Consider the following 15,567-nt stretch of genomic DNA (forward strand, 5'->3'; position numbering starts at 1 on the left):
AGCGCCATAAAAAAACCCGCCTGATGGCGGGTTTTTTGTTATGCGAAGGAATCAGACCGTTTTCTTCGCTTTTTTATCGGCTTTTACCGGCAGCGGCAGCGCTTGTTTCGCTGCGTTGTCGCCTTCGGTAAATTCACGACCGTAGAAGCTGTCGAGCAGAATCTGTTTCAGTTCGGCAATCAGCGGATAGCGCGGGTTGGCACCGGTACACTGGTCGTCGAACGCATCTTCAGACAGTTTGTCCACGTTGGCCAGGAAGTCTGCTTCCTGAACGCCCGCTTCACGAATTGACTTCGGAATGCCCAGCTCTGCTTTGATGCTTTCCAGCCACGCCAGCAGCTTCTCGATTTTCGCTGCGGTACGGTCGCCCGGCGCGCTCAGACCGAGGTGGTCAGCGATTTCAGCGTAGCGACGACGTGCCTGCGGGCGGTCGTACTGGCTGAACGCCGTCTGCTTGGTCGGGTTGTCGTTGGCGTTGTAGCGAATCACGTTGGAGATAAGCAGGGCGTTCGCCAGACCGTGAGGAATGTGGAACTGAGAACCCAGCTTGTGCGCCATCGAGTGACATACCCCGAGGAAGGCGTTAGCAAACGCGATACCCGCGATGGTAGCCGCACTGTGAACGCGCTCACGTGCTACCGGGTTTCTCGACCCTTCATGGTAGGACGCCGGCAGGTTTTCCTTCAGCAGTTTCAGCGCCTGCAGTGCCTGACCGTCAGAGAACTCCGAGGCCAGCACTGATACATAGGCTTCCAGAGCATGTGTTACCGCATCCAGGCCACCAAAGGCGCACAGGGATTTCGGCATGTCCATGACCAGGTTGGCATCAACTACCGCCATATCCGGGGTCAGGGCGTAATCCGCCAGCGGGTATTTCTGGCCGGTGGCATCGTCGGTCACTACCGCAAACGGCGTAACTTCAGAACCGGTACCGGAGGTGGTAGTGACCGCGATCATTTTCGCTTTCACGCCCATTTTCGGGAACTTGTAGATACGTTTACGGATATCCATAAAGCGCAGCGCCAGTTCTTCGAAGTGGGTTTCCGGATGCTCGTACATCACCCACATGATTTTCGCGGCGTCCATCGGGGAACCACCGCCCAGCGCGATGATGACGTCCGGTTTAAAGGAGTTCATCAGCTCGGCACCTTTGCGTACCACGCTCAGGGTCGGGTCGGCTTCCACTTCAAAGAACACTTCAGTTTCCACACCGGCAGCTTTCAGCACTGAGGTGATCTGGTCAGCGTAGCCGTTGTTGAACAGGAAGCGGTCGGTCACGACGATGGCGCGTTTGTGACCATCGGTAATCACTTCATCCAGCGCGATTGGCAGCGAGCCGCGGCGGAAGTAGATGGATTTCGGAAGTTTATGCCACAGCATGTTTTCAGCTCGTTTAGCGACGGTTTTCTTGTTGATCAGGTGTTTCGGACCAACGTTCTCAGAGATGGAGTTACCACCCCATGAACCACAACCCAGAGTCAGGGAAGGCGCGAGTTTGAAGTTGTACAGGTCACCGATACCACCCTGTGAAGCCGGGGTGTTGATGAGGATACGGGCCGTTTTCATTTTGGCGCCGAAGGTCTGTACGCGAGCCGGCTGGTTGTCCTGGTCGGTATAGAGGCAGGAGGTATGACCGATACCGCCCATTGCAACCAGCTTCTCAGCTTTAACGACCGCATCATCGAAATCTTTCGCGCGGTACATTGCCAGGGTAGGGGAGAGTTTCTCGTGCGCAAACGGCTCGCTCTCATCCACCAGCTGTACTTCGCCGATGAGGATCTTGGTGGTTGACGGTACGGTGAAGCCCGCCAGTTCTGCAATTTTGGTGGCAGGCTGACCCACGATACCGGCGTTGAGCGCGCCATTTTTCAGGATAATGTCCTGAACCGCTTTCAGCTCTTTGCCCTGCAGCAGATAGCCGCCGTGGCTGGAGAAACGCTCGCGTACTGCATCGTATACCGAGTCAACCACGATGACTGACTGTTCTGATGCACAGATAACGCCGTTATCGAAGGTTTTGGACATCAGGATAGAAGCAACGGCACGTTTAATGTCAGCGGTTTCGTCGATCACAACCGGGGTATTACCGGCACCTACGCCGATAGCAGGCTTACCGGAGCTGTAGGCCGCTTTCACCATGCCTGGACCACCGGTAGCGAGGATCAGGTTGATGTCCGGGTGATGCATCAGCGCGTTAGACAGTTCAACGGAAGGCTGGTCAATCCAGCCGATCAGGTCTTTCGGCGCACCGGCAGCGATAGCCGCCTGCAGCACGATATCCGCCGCTTTGTTGGTGGCGTCTTTTGCACGCGGGTGCGGGGAGAAGATGATTGCGTTACGGGTTTTCAGGCTGATCAGTGATTTGAAGATGGCGGTAGAGGTCGGGTTAGTCGTCGGAACGATACCGCAGATGATGCCGATAGGCTCAGCGATGGTGATAGTGCCGAACGTGTCATCTTCGGACAGCACGCCGCAGGTCTTCTCATCTTTATAGGCGTTGTAGATATATTCAGAGGCGAAGTGGTTTTTGATCACTTTGTCTTCGACGATACCCATGCCGGATTCGGCAACGGCCATTTTAGCGAGAGGGATACGGGCGTCTGCGGCTGCCAGAGCGGCGGCGCGGAAGATTTTATCGACTTGTTCTTGAGTGAAATTGGCATATTCACGCTGGGCTTTTTTTACACGCTCTACGAGTGCGTTAAGTTCAGCGACATTAGTAACAGCCATAATGCTCTCCTGATAATGTTAAACTCTTTTAGTAAATCAGCTGCTCAATTCGTCAGTATAGACAGCATGGAACAGCAGGCGTGTGAGAGACAGTGCACGAACAACATGACGATTTACTCTGTGAAACCCGCTGATTTACTAAAAGAGCCTTGCCTGAACATCAACCTGAGCTTGAGGTTACTCCCTGGCGGCAAAGCCACTCTACTCACTTCTGAGTAGCTATTTTGTGATCTGAATCAATTTATATTGATGCTGACTCCATTCAGCAGATTGAATTGTTAATATTTAGCGGGTAAGTAAAGTTACGGTTACAGAGCATAAAAACCAAACTATCATATCTACAACAAATAGCTAACATCTGGTGTTTATTCCGCACAATGCGATATTTGTGGTTATCTGTGCTATGAAATGACGTGGCATCAGTGTGGTTTTTACTCTACATTACGCCAGCCTGTGCGTTGTTTATCTGCGGAGCTTTTCCAGTGAACCCATCGCTGTTTGATTTTGCCGTCTATTTTAAATTCTTTATTGGTCTCTTTGCGTTAGTGAACCCGGTCGGGATAATCCCGGTGTTTATCAGCATGACCAGCTATCAGACGCCGCCTGCGCGTAATAAAACCAATCTGACGGCCAACCTTTCCGTTGCGATTATTCTCTGGACCTCGCTGTTTCTGGGCGATGCGATCCTGCAAATCTTCGGTATATCCATCGACTCCTTCCGCATTGCCGGCGGTATTCTGGTGGTGACCATCGCCATGTCGATGATCAGCGGTAAGCTGGGCGAAGATAAGCAGAACAAGCAGGAGAAATCAGAAACCGCGATCCGGGAAAGCATTGGCGTCGTGCCGCTGGCGCTGCCGTTGATGGCCGGGCCGGGGGCGATAAGCTCGACGATTGTCTGGGGCACCCGCTATCACAGCTGGGCGCATCTGGTGGGCTTTTCGGTCGCGATTGCACTCTTTGCGCTCTGCTGCTGGGGCGTATTCCGCATGGCCCCCTGGTTTGTGCGCTGGTTAGGGCAAACGGGCATCAACGTGATCACCCGTATTATGGGGCTGTTGCTGATGGCGCTGGGGATAGAATTTATTGTGACCGGGATCAAATCTATATTCCCCGGTCTGGTTAATTAAGCCTTTCATTCGAAACAGGGTGCCTCCGGGCACCCTTTTTTTATCGTCATTATCAGCAAAACATATCATTAATGCTGATAGTTGACTGAAACATAACAAAACCGAATTTTTCGCATTCTAATTTGATTTCAGGAACATACCGACAGGCGTATGGTGAAGCTGTTCAGAAAAAGTGCGATCGGCATGTTATTTTCTTCACATCATACTCTGGGGCTTGCTGCGACATTACTGAGATGTTATTAGTATTTTCAACGTTCCCTCAGAGGAATGTGCTAAAAAATGATCAATTGTTAAATTTTTGTGGATAGCAAGCGCAGTACGCATCATGTCGTCATGCCTGGGGTGCAAAGGCCGTAGTTTTCTGAAATATATACCTTTTCCCAGCGCTTCATGTTTGTCTGTCCCGCAAAGGTTGCGGTTCATATCCCGCCAAAAGAGAAACGCGTAACAAATTTGCAAAATGTATTGGCGCAGGAAAGGGGCTTTTGATACTTTCCGGCCAGACAAAAACGCTACAAATCGTGTGTAAATGCAAAATGATTTCCTGGTGAAATCATTAACGCCGTGCGATGAGTTCATCAGAAACGATCCTCAGACAGGGGAGGGTCGGTAAAGAATCGACGTCAAGGTCGCCACATGAGCGGCCAGTAAAAAATAAAGTCGGTGATAGCAGCAGTAAATAAATCCTGGCAGACGCGTATAGCTCCTGCGCTGTACAGGGCCCTAACGGGAAAAACAGGCTGGCTCAGGTCAGTAATTATAATGAGTGGAGTACCAACACAATGTCCATCATCACAAAAAAAAGTCTGGTTGCAGCAGGTGTTTTTTCTGCGCTAATGGCGGGTAACGTTGCAATGGCTGCAAACGTGCCGGCGGGTGTCCAGCTGGCAGAAAAGCAAACGCTGGTACGTAATAACGGCTCTGAGGTTCAGTCTCTGGACCCGCATAAAATCGAAGGCGTACCGGAATCCAACATCAACCGCGACCTGTTTGAAGGCCTGCTGGTAACGGATGTTGACGGCCACCCGAGCGCGGGCGTGGCGGAGAAGTGGGACAACAAAGATTTTAAAGTCTGGACCTTCCATCTGCGTAAAGACGCAAAATGGTCCAACGGCGAGCCGGTAACCGCTCAGGATTTCGTATACAGCTGGCAGCGTCTGGCGGATCCTAACACCGCCTCCCCGTACGAAAGCTACCTGCAGTACGGCCACATTGCTAACATCGACGACATCATCGCCGGCAAAAAGCCCGCGACCGAACTGGGCGTCAAAGCCATCGATGACCACACGCTGGAAGTTACCCTCAGCGAACCGGTACCTTACTTCTATAAGCTGCTGGTGCACTCCTCCATGTCTCCGGTGCCAAAAGCCGTTGTAGAGAAATTTGGTGAGAAGTGGACCCAGCCTGCAAACCTGGTGTCCAACGGCGCCTACAAGCTGAAAAGCTGGGTGGTGAACGAGCGCATCGTCCTTGAGCGCAACACCAACTACTGGGACAACGGCAAAACCGTAATCGATCAGGTAACCTACCTGCCGATCTCCTCTGAAGTGACAGACGTTAACCGTTATCGCAGCGGTGAAATCGACATGACCTACAACAACATGCCGATTGAGCTGTTCCAGAAACTGAAAAAAGAGATCCCGTCTGAAGTGCACGTCGACCCGTATCTGTGCACCTATTACTACGAGATTAACAACCAGAAGCCGCCGTTTAACGACCCGCGCGTCCGCGCTGCGCTGAAGCTCGGCCTCGATCGCGACATCATCGTTAACAAGGTGAAAAACCAGGGCGACCTGCCGGCGTACAGCTTCACCCCGCCGTACACCGATGGCGCGAAGCTGACCGAACCGGCCTGGTTCAAAATGACCCAGGAGCAGCGCAACGCCGAAGCGAAAAAACTGCTGGCGGAAGCGGGCTACACGGCTGACAAGCCGCTGACCTTCAACCTGCTGTACAACACCTCCGATCTGCACAAGAAGCTGGCGATCGCCGTTTCCTCCATCTGGAAGAAAAACCTCGGCGTGAACGTGAAGCTGGAGAACCAGGAGTGGAAAACCTTCCTGGATACCCGTCATCAGGGCAACTATGACGTCTCCCGTGCGGGCTGGTGTGCGGACTACAACGAGCCGACCTCCTTCCTGAACATGCTGCTGTCAGACAGCTCCAACAACACTGCGCACTATAAGAGCGAGGCCTACGATAAGCTTATCGGAGACACGCTGAAAGTGACCGATGAAGCGCAGCGTACCGCGCTGTATCAGAAGGCGGAAGAGCAGCTGGATAAAGACTCAGCGATCGTTCCGGTTTACTACTACGTGAACGCCCGTCTGGTTAAGCCGTGGGTTGGTGGTTATACCGGTAAAGACCCGATGGATAATATCTACGTTAAAAACTTGTATATTATCAAACATTAATGGCAATACGCGGGGTAACGCTGTTTACCCCGCCGTGTCCCGGAGCCTTTCGCCTTATGGCACTGGCTCTTTTTATATTGCGTTTATGACACACGCCAGAAGGTACGGGCAATGTTGAAATTTATTTTACGCCGCTGTCTGGAAGCGATTCCGACGCTGTTTATTCTTATTACGATCTCCTTCTTTATGATGCGTCTGGCCCCGGGTAGTCCGTTTACCGGCGAGCGCACGCTGCCGCCCGAAGTCATGGCGAATATCGAAGCGAAATACCACTTGAACGATCCCATCATGACGCAGTACTTCAGCTACCTGAAGCAGCTGGCGCACGGTGATTTTGGACCGTCTTTCAAATACAAAGATTATTCGGTGAATGACCTGGTTGCCTCCAGTTTCCCGGTTTCCGCGAAGCTCGGTGCTGCCGCGTTTTTCCTGGCTGTGGTTTTTGGCGTGACGGCCGGTGTAATAGCCGCCCTCAACCAGAACAGTAAATGGGACTACACCGTGATGGGGATAGCCATGACCGGGGTAGTGATACCCAGTTTCGTAGTAGCACCCCTGCTGGTGATGATATTCGCTATTACGCTCCAGTGGCTGCCCGGCGGCGGCTGGAACGGCGGGGCGCTGAAGTTCATGATCCTGCCGATGGTGGCGCTCTCCCTGGCGTACATCGCCAGTATTGCACGTATTACCCGCGGATCGATGATTGAAGTACTGCACTCTAACTTCATCCGCACCGCGCGCGCCAAAGGCCTGCCTATGCGCCGTATCATCCTGCGTCACGCCCTTAAGCCGGCGCTGCTGCCGGTGCTCTCCTATATGGGACCGGCGTTCGTGGGCATCATCACCGGGTCGATGGTGATTGAAACCATCTATGGTCTGCCGGGTATCGGTCAGCTGTTCGTCAACGGCGCGCTGAACCGCGACTACTCGCTGGTGCTGAGCCTGACCATTCTGGTGGGCGCCCTGACCATTATGTTTAACGCGATTGTCGATGTGCTCTATGCCGTTATCGACCCGAAAATCCGCTACTGAGGCTGGAGTACGCCATGATGTTGAGTAAGAAAAACAGCGAGGCGCTGGAAAACTTCAGTGAGAAGCTGGAAGTTGAAGGGCGTAGCCTGTGGCAGGATGCCCGCCGTCGCTTTATGCACAACCGCGCCGCGGTGGCGAGCCTCGTGGTGCTGGTGGTAATTGCGCTGTTCGTCACCTTCGCGCCGATGCTGGCGCAGTTTACCTATGACGACACCGACTGGGGCATGATGTCCAGCGCGCCGGATATGGAATCCGGGCACTACTTTGGCACCGACTCCTCCGGACGCGACCTGCTGGTGCGCGTGGCGATTGGCGGTCGTATCTCGCTGATGGTAGGTGTTGCGGCGGCATTCGTGGCGGTTATCCTTGGAACGCTATATGGATCGCTCTCCGGCTACCTGGGCGGTAAAGTCGACTCGGTGATGATGCGTCTGCTGGAGATCCTGAACTCCTTCCCGTTCATGTTCTTCGTGATCCTGCTGGTGACCTTCTTTGGGCAAAACATCCTGCTGATCTTCGTCGCCATCGGCATGGTGTCCTGGCTCGACATGGCGCGTATCGTGCGTGGCCAGACCCTCAGCCTGAAGCGTAAAGAGTTTATTGAAGCCGCCCAGGTGGGAGGTGTCTCCACCGCCAGCATCGTGGTACGTCACATCGTACCGAACGTGCTGGGCGTGGTGGTGGTGTACGCCTCGCTGCTGGTGCCAAGTATGATCCTGTTCGAATCCTTCCTGAGCTTCCTCGGCCTGGGTACGCAGGAGCCGTTAAGCAGCTGGGGCGCGTTGCTCAGCGACGGCGCGAATTCAATGGAAGTCTCTCCGTGGCTCTTGATGTTCCCGGCAGGTTTCCTGGTAATTACGCTGTTTTGTTTCAACTTTATCGGCGATGGCCTGCGTGATGCCCTCGACCCGAAAGATCGTTAAGGAGTGCCGCAATGAGTACGATTGACATCGCTCCGGCCGCCGTTGCGCCGGAACAGCGTGAGGCACTGCTGGAAGTTAAAGACCTGCGCGTTACCTTTGGAACCCCGGATGGGGACGTGACCGCGGTCAACGACCTCAACTTCAGCCTGCGGGCAGGGGAAACCCTGGGCATCGTGGGTGAGTCCGGCTCCGGTAAGTCGCAGACGGCCTTTGCGCTGATGGGACTGCTGGCGAGCAATGGCCGCATCGGCGGCTCGGCGAAATTTAACGGGCGTGAAATCCTCAACCTGCCGGAGCAGCAGCTTAACCGCCTGCGCGCCGAGCAGATCTCGATGATTTTCCAGGACCCGATGACCTCGCTTAACCCCTACATGCGGGTTGGCGAGCAGCTGATGGAAGTGCTGATGCTGCACAAAGGCCTCGGCAAAGCCGCGGCCTTTGAGGAGTCGGTGCGCATGCTTGATGCGGTGAAAATGCCGGAAGCGCGTAAGCGCATGCGCATGTATCCGCATGAGTTCTCCGGCGGGATGCGTCAGCGCGTAATGATTGCTATGGCGCTGATGTGCCGGCCGAAGTTGCTGATTGCCGATGAACCAACCACCGCGCTCGACGTCACGGTGCAGGCCCAGATCATGACCCTGCTGAACGAGCTGAAACGCGAGTTCAACACCGCCATCATTATGATTACCCACGACCTCGGCGTGGTCGCCGGCATCTGTGACAAAGTGCTGGTGATGTACGCCGGGCGTACCATGGAGTACGGTCAGGCGCGCGACGTGTTCTATAAACCGGCGCACCCGTACTCTATCGGCCTGCTGAACGCGGTGCCGCGTCTGGATGCGGAAGGCGAATCGCTGATGACCATTCCGGGTAATCCGCCGAACCTGCTGCGTCTGCCGAAAGGCTGCCCGTTCCAGCCGCGCTGTCCTTACGCGATGGAAATCTGTAACAGCACGCCGCCGCTGGAGGAGTTTGCTCCGGGCCGCCTGCGCGCCTGCTTTAAGCCGGTGGAGGAGTTAGTATGACGAACCTGGCGGAAGAGAAAAAAGTTCTGCTCGAAATTGCCGATTTGAAAGTGCATTTCGACATCAAAGATGGAAAGCAGTGGTTCTGGCAGCCGCCAAAAACCCTGAAGGCGGTGGACGGTGTGACCCTGCGGCTTTACGAAGGGGAAACTCTTGGCGTGGTGGGCGAGTCCGGGTGCGGTAAATCCACCTTTGCCCGCGCCATCATCGGTCTGGTGAAGGCCACCGACGGCAAAGTCGCCTGGCTTGGTAAAGATCTGCTCGGCATGAAACCCGACGAGTGGCGCGACGTGCGCAGCGATATCCAGATGATTTTCCAGGATCCGCTGGCCTCGCTTAACCCGCGTATGAACATCGGGGATATCATTGCCGAACCGCTGCGCACCTATCATCCCAATATGCCGCGTCAGGAAGTGAAGGACCGGGTGAAGGCGATGATGATGAAGGTGGGCCTGCTGCCGAACCTCATCAACCGCTATCCGCACGAGTTCTCCGGCGGCCAGTGCCAGCGTATCGGCATCGCGCGCGCCCTGATCCTCGAGCCGAAGCTGATTATCTGCGATGAGCCGGTCTCTGCACTCGATGTGTCAATCCAGGCCCAGGTGGTTAACCTGCTGCAAAAGCTGCAGCGCGAAATGGGGCTGTCGCTGATCTTTATCGCCCACGACCTGGCGGTGGTGAAGCACATCTCTGACCGCGTGCTGGTGATGTACCTGGGTCATGCGGTTGAGCTTGGCACCTATGATGAGGTATACCACAACCCGCTGCATCCCTATACCCGCGCGCTGATGTCGGCGGTGCCGATTCCGGATCCCGATCTGGAAAAGAATAAAACCATTCAGCTGCTGGAAGGGGAACTGCCTTCACCGATTAACCCACCGTCGGGCTGCGTATTCCGCACCCGCTGCCCGATTGCCGGGCCGGAGTGCGCGCAAACGCGACCGGTGCTGGAGGGCAGCTTCCGACATGCGGTTTCATGTCTTAAGGTAGACCCGCTATAATCACAGGGGCTGGCATGATGCCAGCCCTTTTTTATGCGAGGTCAACCGTGTCAGGGATCTTACCGCGTCGTCGCCAACTCTATCATCTCATGTTCGACCAGCGCACCCGCAGCGGCAGGCGGGTCGAAGCCTTCTGTGGCCTGATGGCGCTGTTCAGCGTCGTGGCGGTTTTTTTCGAATCCGCGTTTACCACCCCAAATATGCTGGAGATCCATCAGCTACGCACCTGGTTGTGGGTCGAAGTCGCCTTTACGGTGTTTTTTACCCTCGAGTATGTTCTGCGTCTGGCGCTATGGCCACGCCCGGCGAGCTACGTCTTTAGCTTCTGGGGCCTGCTCGACCTCGCCACGCTGCTGCCGCTCTATGTCTATCTGCTGTGGCCGGATATCACCATCGAATATCTGGTGGTCTGGCGCGCCATGCGTGCGGTAAGAGCATTGCGTATTCTGAAACTGCTGCGCTTTATGCCGTCGCTACAGCTGGTGTGGCAGGCGGTCAACAATGCCCGGCATCAGCTGATCCTGTTTTATTCCTTTATTGCGATTGTCATGGTGGTGGCCGGTGCGCTGATGTACGGCGTCGAGGGCGGGGCGAACGGGTTTGATAGTCTGGGGGCGTCGGTGTACTGGGCTGTGGTGACGGTAACAACGGTAGGCTATGGCGATCTGACGCCGCATACGGCGCCCGGGCGAGTGATTGCCTCGCTGCTCATCCTGATTGGCTACTCGGTTATTGCTATCCCGACCGGCATCTTAACCTCGCAGATGACGGAAAACCTGCATCGTCGTAAGGAGGCGCGCCGCTGTCCGCATTGCCACGCCGGGGATCACAAGCTGGATGCGCGCTACTGCCATCATTGCGGCGGCACGCTGCCAGCCCTGAAAGAGAAATAGTGCGGCCTGCGCCGCACCCGATCACTCACGCCACAGAATATGGCAGAGCTTATGATCTTTATCGCGGCACAGCAGTACGCGGGCAAAGACGTCGTTAAGTTCGCCGCCTTCTTCGTCCGCCAGACCGATAACCACCTCAGCGAAAAAGTCCGGGTTGAGGTCGTAATCGACATGCTGCAGCCACTCCTCAGAAGGATCGAACAGCTCTGCACCGCCGCGTTCTTCAAACTGCAAATTAAACAGAATGATATCCGCGGGGTCCAGGTTGTCAGCCGCCAGCTCGAGGAAAATATCGTAGGCCTGTTCCAGAGTTTCATCTTCCGTCAGGCGGTTGTTCAGATCCATTTCCATTGTTACTACCCGTAATAGAGAGAGATTGGGCACGTTTTACAGCAACGGGCTGAAGAAGTAAAACAGTCGCTCGGTGATGCGTTGCCACATCGGACGTTTTACCCACAGCTGCGCGTCGAGCAGTCGTGAACGCGAAATATAGTCGTCCTGTACCGCGGCGAGATCGGCCCCGAAACCGGCGTCATCAATCACCAGCGTAATCTCGAAGTTGAGCCACAGGCTGCGCATATCGAGGTTCACGGTACCCACCAGGCTCAGTTCACCGTCCACCAGCACGCTCTTGGTGTGCAGCAAGCCGCCTTCAAACTGATAGATTTTCACCCCGGCTTCCAGCAGCTCAGTGAAGAACGCCCGGCTGGCCCAGCCGACCAGCAGGGAATCGTTGTGGCGGGGCAGAATAATACTTACGTCAACGCCGCGCTGCGCCGCCGTGCAGATGGCATGCAGCAGGTCGTCGCTGGGCACGAAGTAGGGCGTGGTCATGATCAGGTATTTACGCGCCGCATAGACCGCCGTCAGCAGCGCCTGATGGATCAGGTCCTCCGGGAAGCCGGGCCCCGACGCGATGGTGTGTATAGTATGGCCGCTCGCCTGCTCAAACGGCATGATATTGGTATCTGGCGCCGGGGGAAGCAGCCGTTTCCCGGTTTCAATTTCCCAGTCGCACGAATAGACGATGCCCATTGCGGTGGAGACCGGCCCCTCCATGCGCGCCATCAGATCCACCCACTGGCCGACCCCGGCATCCTGCTTGAAGTAGCGCGGATCGACCAGGTTCATGCTGCCGGTATAGGCAATGTAGTTATCAATCATCACCATTTTGCGGTGCTGGCGTAAATCCATACGGCGCAGGAATACGCGCATCAGGTTTACCTTGAGCGCTTCAACCACTTCCACACCGGCGTTACGCATCATCGCCGCCCAGGGGCTGCGGAAGAAATCGACGCTGCCCGCGGAGTCGAGCATCAGGCGGCAGTGCAGGCCGCGACGGGCGGCGGCCATCAGCGACTCGGCCACCTGGTCCGCCATTCCGCCGGGATGCCAGATATAAAACACCATCTCGATATTGTGGCGCGCCAGTTGAATATCACGGATCAGCGCCTGCATGACGTCATCGGAACTGGTGAGCAGCTGAAGCTGGTTCCCTTTTACCCCCGCAATGCCCTGACGGCGTTCGCACAGCTGGAACAGGCTGCTGGCCACCTCGCTGTTCTCTTCGGCGAAGATGTGTTTACAGGCTTTGAGATCGTTGAGCCATTTGGCGGTGGAGGGCCACATGGCGCGCGCGCGCTCGGCGCGTCGTTTACCCAGGTGAAGCTCGCCGAGCGACAGGTAGGCAATGACCCCCACCAGCGGCAGAATATAGATAATCAGGAGCCAGGCCATGGCGGAAGGGACGGCGCGGCGTTTCATCAATATGCGCAGCGTGACACCGGCGATCATGAGCCAGTAACCCAGAATGATCAGCCAACTCACGAGCGTGTAGAAGGTTGTCATAGTTTACGAAATCCTTTTGATTGCCTGTGTTATGAGTGTATGCGGTATTTCTGCCCGGCAACGACATCTTTCCAGAAAAAGCGCTACGGCGTGTCGGGTAAGGGGGTATAATATGCTTTCTGTTTCAGTTATGAGTCGTAAAAATGAGGCGTAGTCGAACGGAAGTTGGGCGCTGGCGGATGTTGCGCCAGTCACAGCGACGAAAAGCGCGCTGGCTGGAAGCACAGTCCCGACGCAATATGCGAATCCATGCGATCAGGAAATGCATCGTAAACCGGCAGCGTAACTGTCTGTTATTCGCCGCAAGCCAGCTGCATTAAGCGCAGAACGGGCACCGCTTCGGTGCCCGACAATGCTGATTCCCCTGACTCTCCCGCCTTAGAAAACCTGTTTGTACGGCTTCACGGAGACGGTTTTATATACCCCCGCCGCAATGTAGGGATCGGCTTCCGCCCATGCCTGCGCCTCTTCCAGCGATAAAAATTCCGCGATCACGGTGGAACCGGTAAAACCGGCAGCACCCGGATCGTTGCTGTCAACGGCTGGCATCGGCCCCGCCGTCAGCAGACGCCCCTCGTCGCGCAGCAGTTGCAGACGCGCCAGGTGGGCAGGGCGGACGGACTGACGTTTTTCGAGCGAATCAGCAACATCTTCAGCGTAGATAACATAAAGCACGGGCAGAGCTCCTCAAAGTCAACAAACGTAAAAATACGGTAAGTTAAAGCGTAACAGGCTGCAATGAAAAGATAATCTTAATCTTGCCTGAGGTACCGATCCGACGGCAGAAATACCCGTCACGGTCAAAATTGCGGTCAGAAAAGCACTGCGTTGTTGAATATGATTGCTATTTGCATTTAAAATTCAGGTCTGTTTTGACCACTGAAACGACTATGAGCTCAATGACCCTTGATTTACCTCGCCGCTTTCCCTGGCCCACGCTGCTGTCAGTGGGGATCCATGGAGCCGTCGTGGCAGGCCTGCTTTATACCTCGGTACATCAGGTTGTTGAAATGCCCGCGCCTGCCGAGCCGGTGACGGTCACGCTGGTCGCGCCAGCCGATCTCGAACCGCCGCAGCCGCAGGTGGTCGAGCCGGAGCCCGTCGTAGAGCCGGAGCCTGAGCCCGTACCCGAGCCGCCGAAAGAAGCCCCGGTGGTGATCCCTAAGCCTGAGTCGAAACCGAAGCCAAAACCCAAGCCGAAGCCGAAACCCGAGAAAAAGGTGGAGCAGCCGAAGCGGGAAGTGAAGCCCGAAACGCGCCCGGCCTCGCCGTTTGAGAATAATGCGCAGGCTCGCCCGGCACCGACCGCGCGTCCCGCACCGTCTGCCCCGGCGGTAACCGCCCCGTCAGGCCCGCGTGCGCTGAGCCGTAACCAGCCGCAGTATCCAAGTCGCGCCTATGCGCTGCGTATGGAAGGCAACGTGCGCGTCCGCTTTGACGTCGCTGCCGATGGCAGCGTGGAAAACGTGCAGATCCTGTCGGCGAAACCCGCCAACATGTTCGACCGCGAAGTGAAGTCCGCGATGCGAAAATGGCGCTACGAACCGGGTAAACCGGGGAAAGGGCTGGTGGTGAACATCGTGTTCCGCATGAACGGCGGCGCGAAAATGGAATAAAAAAAATCTCCCGTCAGGGAGATTTTTTTATGCCTGAGCCGGAAGCGGGCGGGGTTTGCCTTCCGGGTCAACCGCCACATAAACAAAAATGGCTTCCGTGGCGCGATAGCGCTGGCCTAGCGGCTCGGTCGACACTTTCTTCACCCAGACTTCGACGTTAATGGTCACCGAGGTATTGCCGCGCTTCACGCAGCGCGCGTAGCAGCACACCACGTCGCCCACCGCCACCGGCCGCAGAAACGTCATGCCGTCCACCCGCACAGTCACTACGCGCCCGTGCGCCAGTTCCTTTGCAAGAATAGCGCCCCCCATATCCATCTGCGACATAAGCCAGCCGCCGAAAATATCGCCGTTAGCGTTGGTATCCGCAGGCATTGCCAGGGTCCGTAATACCAGCTCTCCCTGAGGAGCTGCATTGGTTGTTGTCATTATTATCTCTGTAAAAAAGGGCGTCAGGCAGAATGCTACTATGATTCCCGGAATAATAACAAATGGCGCCCGTAAAAAAGCCAGACCCGGGAGCCTGGCTTTACCTCACGCTATTATCGTCAACGCGATTAGTGCATCAGCGTAATACTGTCGATCTTCCCGTCATTGAAGGCGTGATAATACCAGTACTGCTGGTTTATCTGTGCCTGCTTAAAGCTGTCGATGGGCAGTTCGCGGCGTGTATTACCGCTCTCTATTACCAGCGTGCCTTCAACGGGCCTGTCGCTCACGACCATGACATCACCGCGCTGATTAAATCGGGCGGTGGTCGTGTTATCCAGCCCTATTTTTTCGCCGGTTGCCAGCACCGAATAATCGAAGTTAACCTTCACTTTATCGATGTTCTGCGCCCCGAAATATTCGCCATACACCAGTGGATCGTGGAAGAAACCAAAATGACCGCCGCTATTTTGCAGCTTCGAGAAATGGAAATCGGGAATAATAAAGTTCGTCTGGTTTCTGGCAA

At 55.5% G+C, this 15,567-nt stretch carries 14 protein-coding genes and 1 pseudogene; 9 read left to right on the forward strand and 6 right to left on the reverse strand.

Annotation, left to right across the window (positions count from 1 at the left end):
* Window positions 1-51 precede the first annotated feature (51 nt).
* Window positions 52-2,730: a bifunctional acetaldehyde-CoA/alcohol dehydrogenase gene (adhE, locus tag DW58_RS13620; protein WP_024550377.1), complete on the reverse strand. Its 2,679-nt coding sequence runs from the start codon at window positions 2,728-2,730 to the stop codon at window positions 52-54.
* 482 nt (window positions 2,731-3,212) lie between these two features.
* Between adhE and DW58_RS13625 the strand changes: the two genes are divergently transcribed.
* The 7 genes from DW58_RS13625 to DW58_RS13655 all read left to right on the forward strand — a co-directional run bounded on the left by DW58_RS13625 (window position 3,213) and on the right by DW58_RS13655 (window position 11,148).
* Entirely contained in the window at window positions 3,213-3,860 is a 648-nt protein-coding gene (locus DW58_RS13625) for a YchE family NAAT transporter (protein ID WP_024550378.1), read from the forward strand.
* A gap of 782 nt (window positions 3,861-4,642) precedes the next feature.
* Complete coding sequence (gene oppA / locus DW58_RS13630) at window positions 4,643-6,274, forward strand: oligopeptide ABC transporter substrate-binding protein OppA (protein ID WP_024550379.1); 1,632 nt, start codon at window positions 4,643-4,645, stop codon at window positions 6,272-6,274.
* 111 nt (window positions 6,275-6,385) lie between these two features.
* A complete protein-coding gene (gene oppB / locus DW58_RS13635; protein WP_024550380.1) occupies window positions 6,386-7,306 on the forward strand; it encodes an oligopeptide ABC transporter permease OppB in 921 nt (306 codons plus the stop codon).
* Between the two features lie 14 nt (window positions 7,307-7,320).
* Entirely contained in the window at window positions 7,321-8,229 is a 909-nt protein-coding gene (gene oppC / locus DW58_RS13640) for an oligopeptide ABC transporter permease OppC (RefSeq protein ID WP_024550381.1), read from the forward strand.
* Between the two features lie 11 nt (window positions 8,230-8,240).
* Window positions 8,241-9,254 (forward strand): ABC transporter ATP-binding protein, encoded by a 1,014-nt coding sequence (gene oppD / locus DW58_RS13645; protein WP_024550382.1) that lies wholly within the window; start codon window positions 8,241-8,243, stop codon window positions 9,252-9,254.
* Entirely contained in the window at window positions 9,251-10,255 is a 1,005-nt protein-coding gene (oppF, locus tag DW58_RS13650; protein WP_024550383.1) for a murein tripeptide/oligopeptide ABC transporter ATP-binding protein OppF, read from the forward strand. The genes oppD and oppF overlap by 4 nt, the downstream gene beginning before the upstream one ends.
* A 17-nt stretch (window positions 10,256-10,272) precedes the next feature.
* Window positions 10,273-11,148, forward strand: coding sequence for an ion transporter (locus DW58_RS13655; RefSeq protein WP_051195587.1), 876 nt, complete (start codon window positions 10,273-10,275; stop codon window positions 11,146-11,148).
* Window positions 11,149-11,169: 21 nt separating this feature from the next.
* Here the strand turns inward: DW58_RS13655 and DW58_RS13660 are convergent, their stop codons facing one another.
* Both DW58_RS13660 and cls read right to left on the reverse strand, forming a co-directional pair.
* The gene (locus DW58_RS13660; protein WP_024550385.1) at window positions 11,170-11,499 is read right to left on the reverse strand and encodes an HI1450 family dsDNA-mimic protein; all 330 of its coding nucleotides are present in this window, start codon (window positions 11,497-11,499) and stop codon (window positions 11,170-11,172) included.
* A 36-nt stretch (window positions 11,500-11,535) separates the two neighbouring features.
* Window positions 11,536-12,996, reverse strand: a complete 1,461-nt coding sequence (gene cls, locus DW58_RS13665; RefSeq protein WP_024550386.1) for a cardiolipin synthase — start codon at window positions 12,994-12,996, stop codon at window positions 11,536-11,538.
* 143 nt (window positions 12,997-13,139) lie between these two features.
* Here cls and DW58_RS20995 point away from each other — a divergent pair, with 143 nt between their 5' ends.
* Entirely contained in the window at window positions 13,140-13,316 is a 177-nt protein-coding gene (locus DW58_RS20995; protein ID WP_130098641.1) for a YciY family protein, read from the forward strand.
* Between the two features lie 58 nt (window positions 13,317-13,374).
* Here DW58_RS20995 and DW58_RS13670 read toward each other — a convergent pair whose 3' ends face one another.
* Window positions 13,375-13,671 carry a YciI family protein gene (locus DW58_RS13670; protein WP_024550387.1) on the reverse strand — a complete coding sequence of 99 codons (297 nt, stop codon included), beginning with the start codon at window positions 13,669-13,671 and terminating at the stop codon, window positions 13,375-13,377.
* A gap of 224 nt (window positions 13,672-13,895) precedes the next feature.
* Here DW58_RS13670 and tonB point away from each other — a divergent pair, with 224 nt between their 5' ends.
* Window positions 13,896-14,612, forward strand: a complete 717-nt coding sequence (gene tonB, locus DW58_RS13675) for a TonB system transport protein TonB (RefSeq protein ID WP_024550388.1) — start codon at window positions 13,896-13,898, stop codon at window positions 14,610-14,612.
* Between the two features lie 27 nt (window positions 14,613-14,639).
* Here the strand turns inward: tonB and yciA are convergent, their stop codons facing one another.
* Window positions 14,640-15,041 (reverse strand): acyl-CoA thioester hydrolase YciA, encoded by a 402-nt coding sequence (gene yciA, locus DW58_RS13680; protein ID WP_024550389.1) that lies wholly within the window; start codon window positions 15,039-15,041, stop codon window positions 14,640-14,642.
* Between the two features lie 128 nt (window positions 15,042-15,169).
* Window positions 15,170-15,567 (reverse strand): annotated as a pseudogene (locus DW58_RS21230) (DUF6056 family protein); the annotation flags it as partial.

Origin of the sequence: Siccibacter turicensis LMG 23730 (assembly GCF_000463155.2) — a bacterium.
Classification (GTDB): domain Bacteria; phylum Pseudomonadota; class Gammaproteobacteria; order Enterobacterales; family Enterobacteriaceae; genus Siccibacter; species Siccibacter turicensis.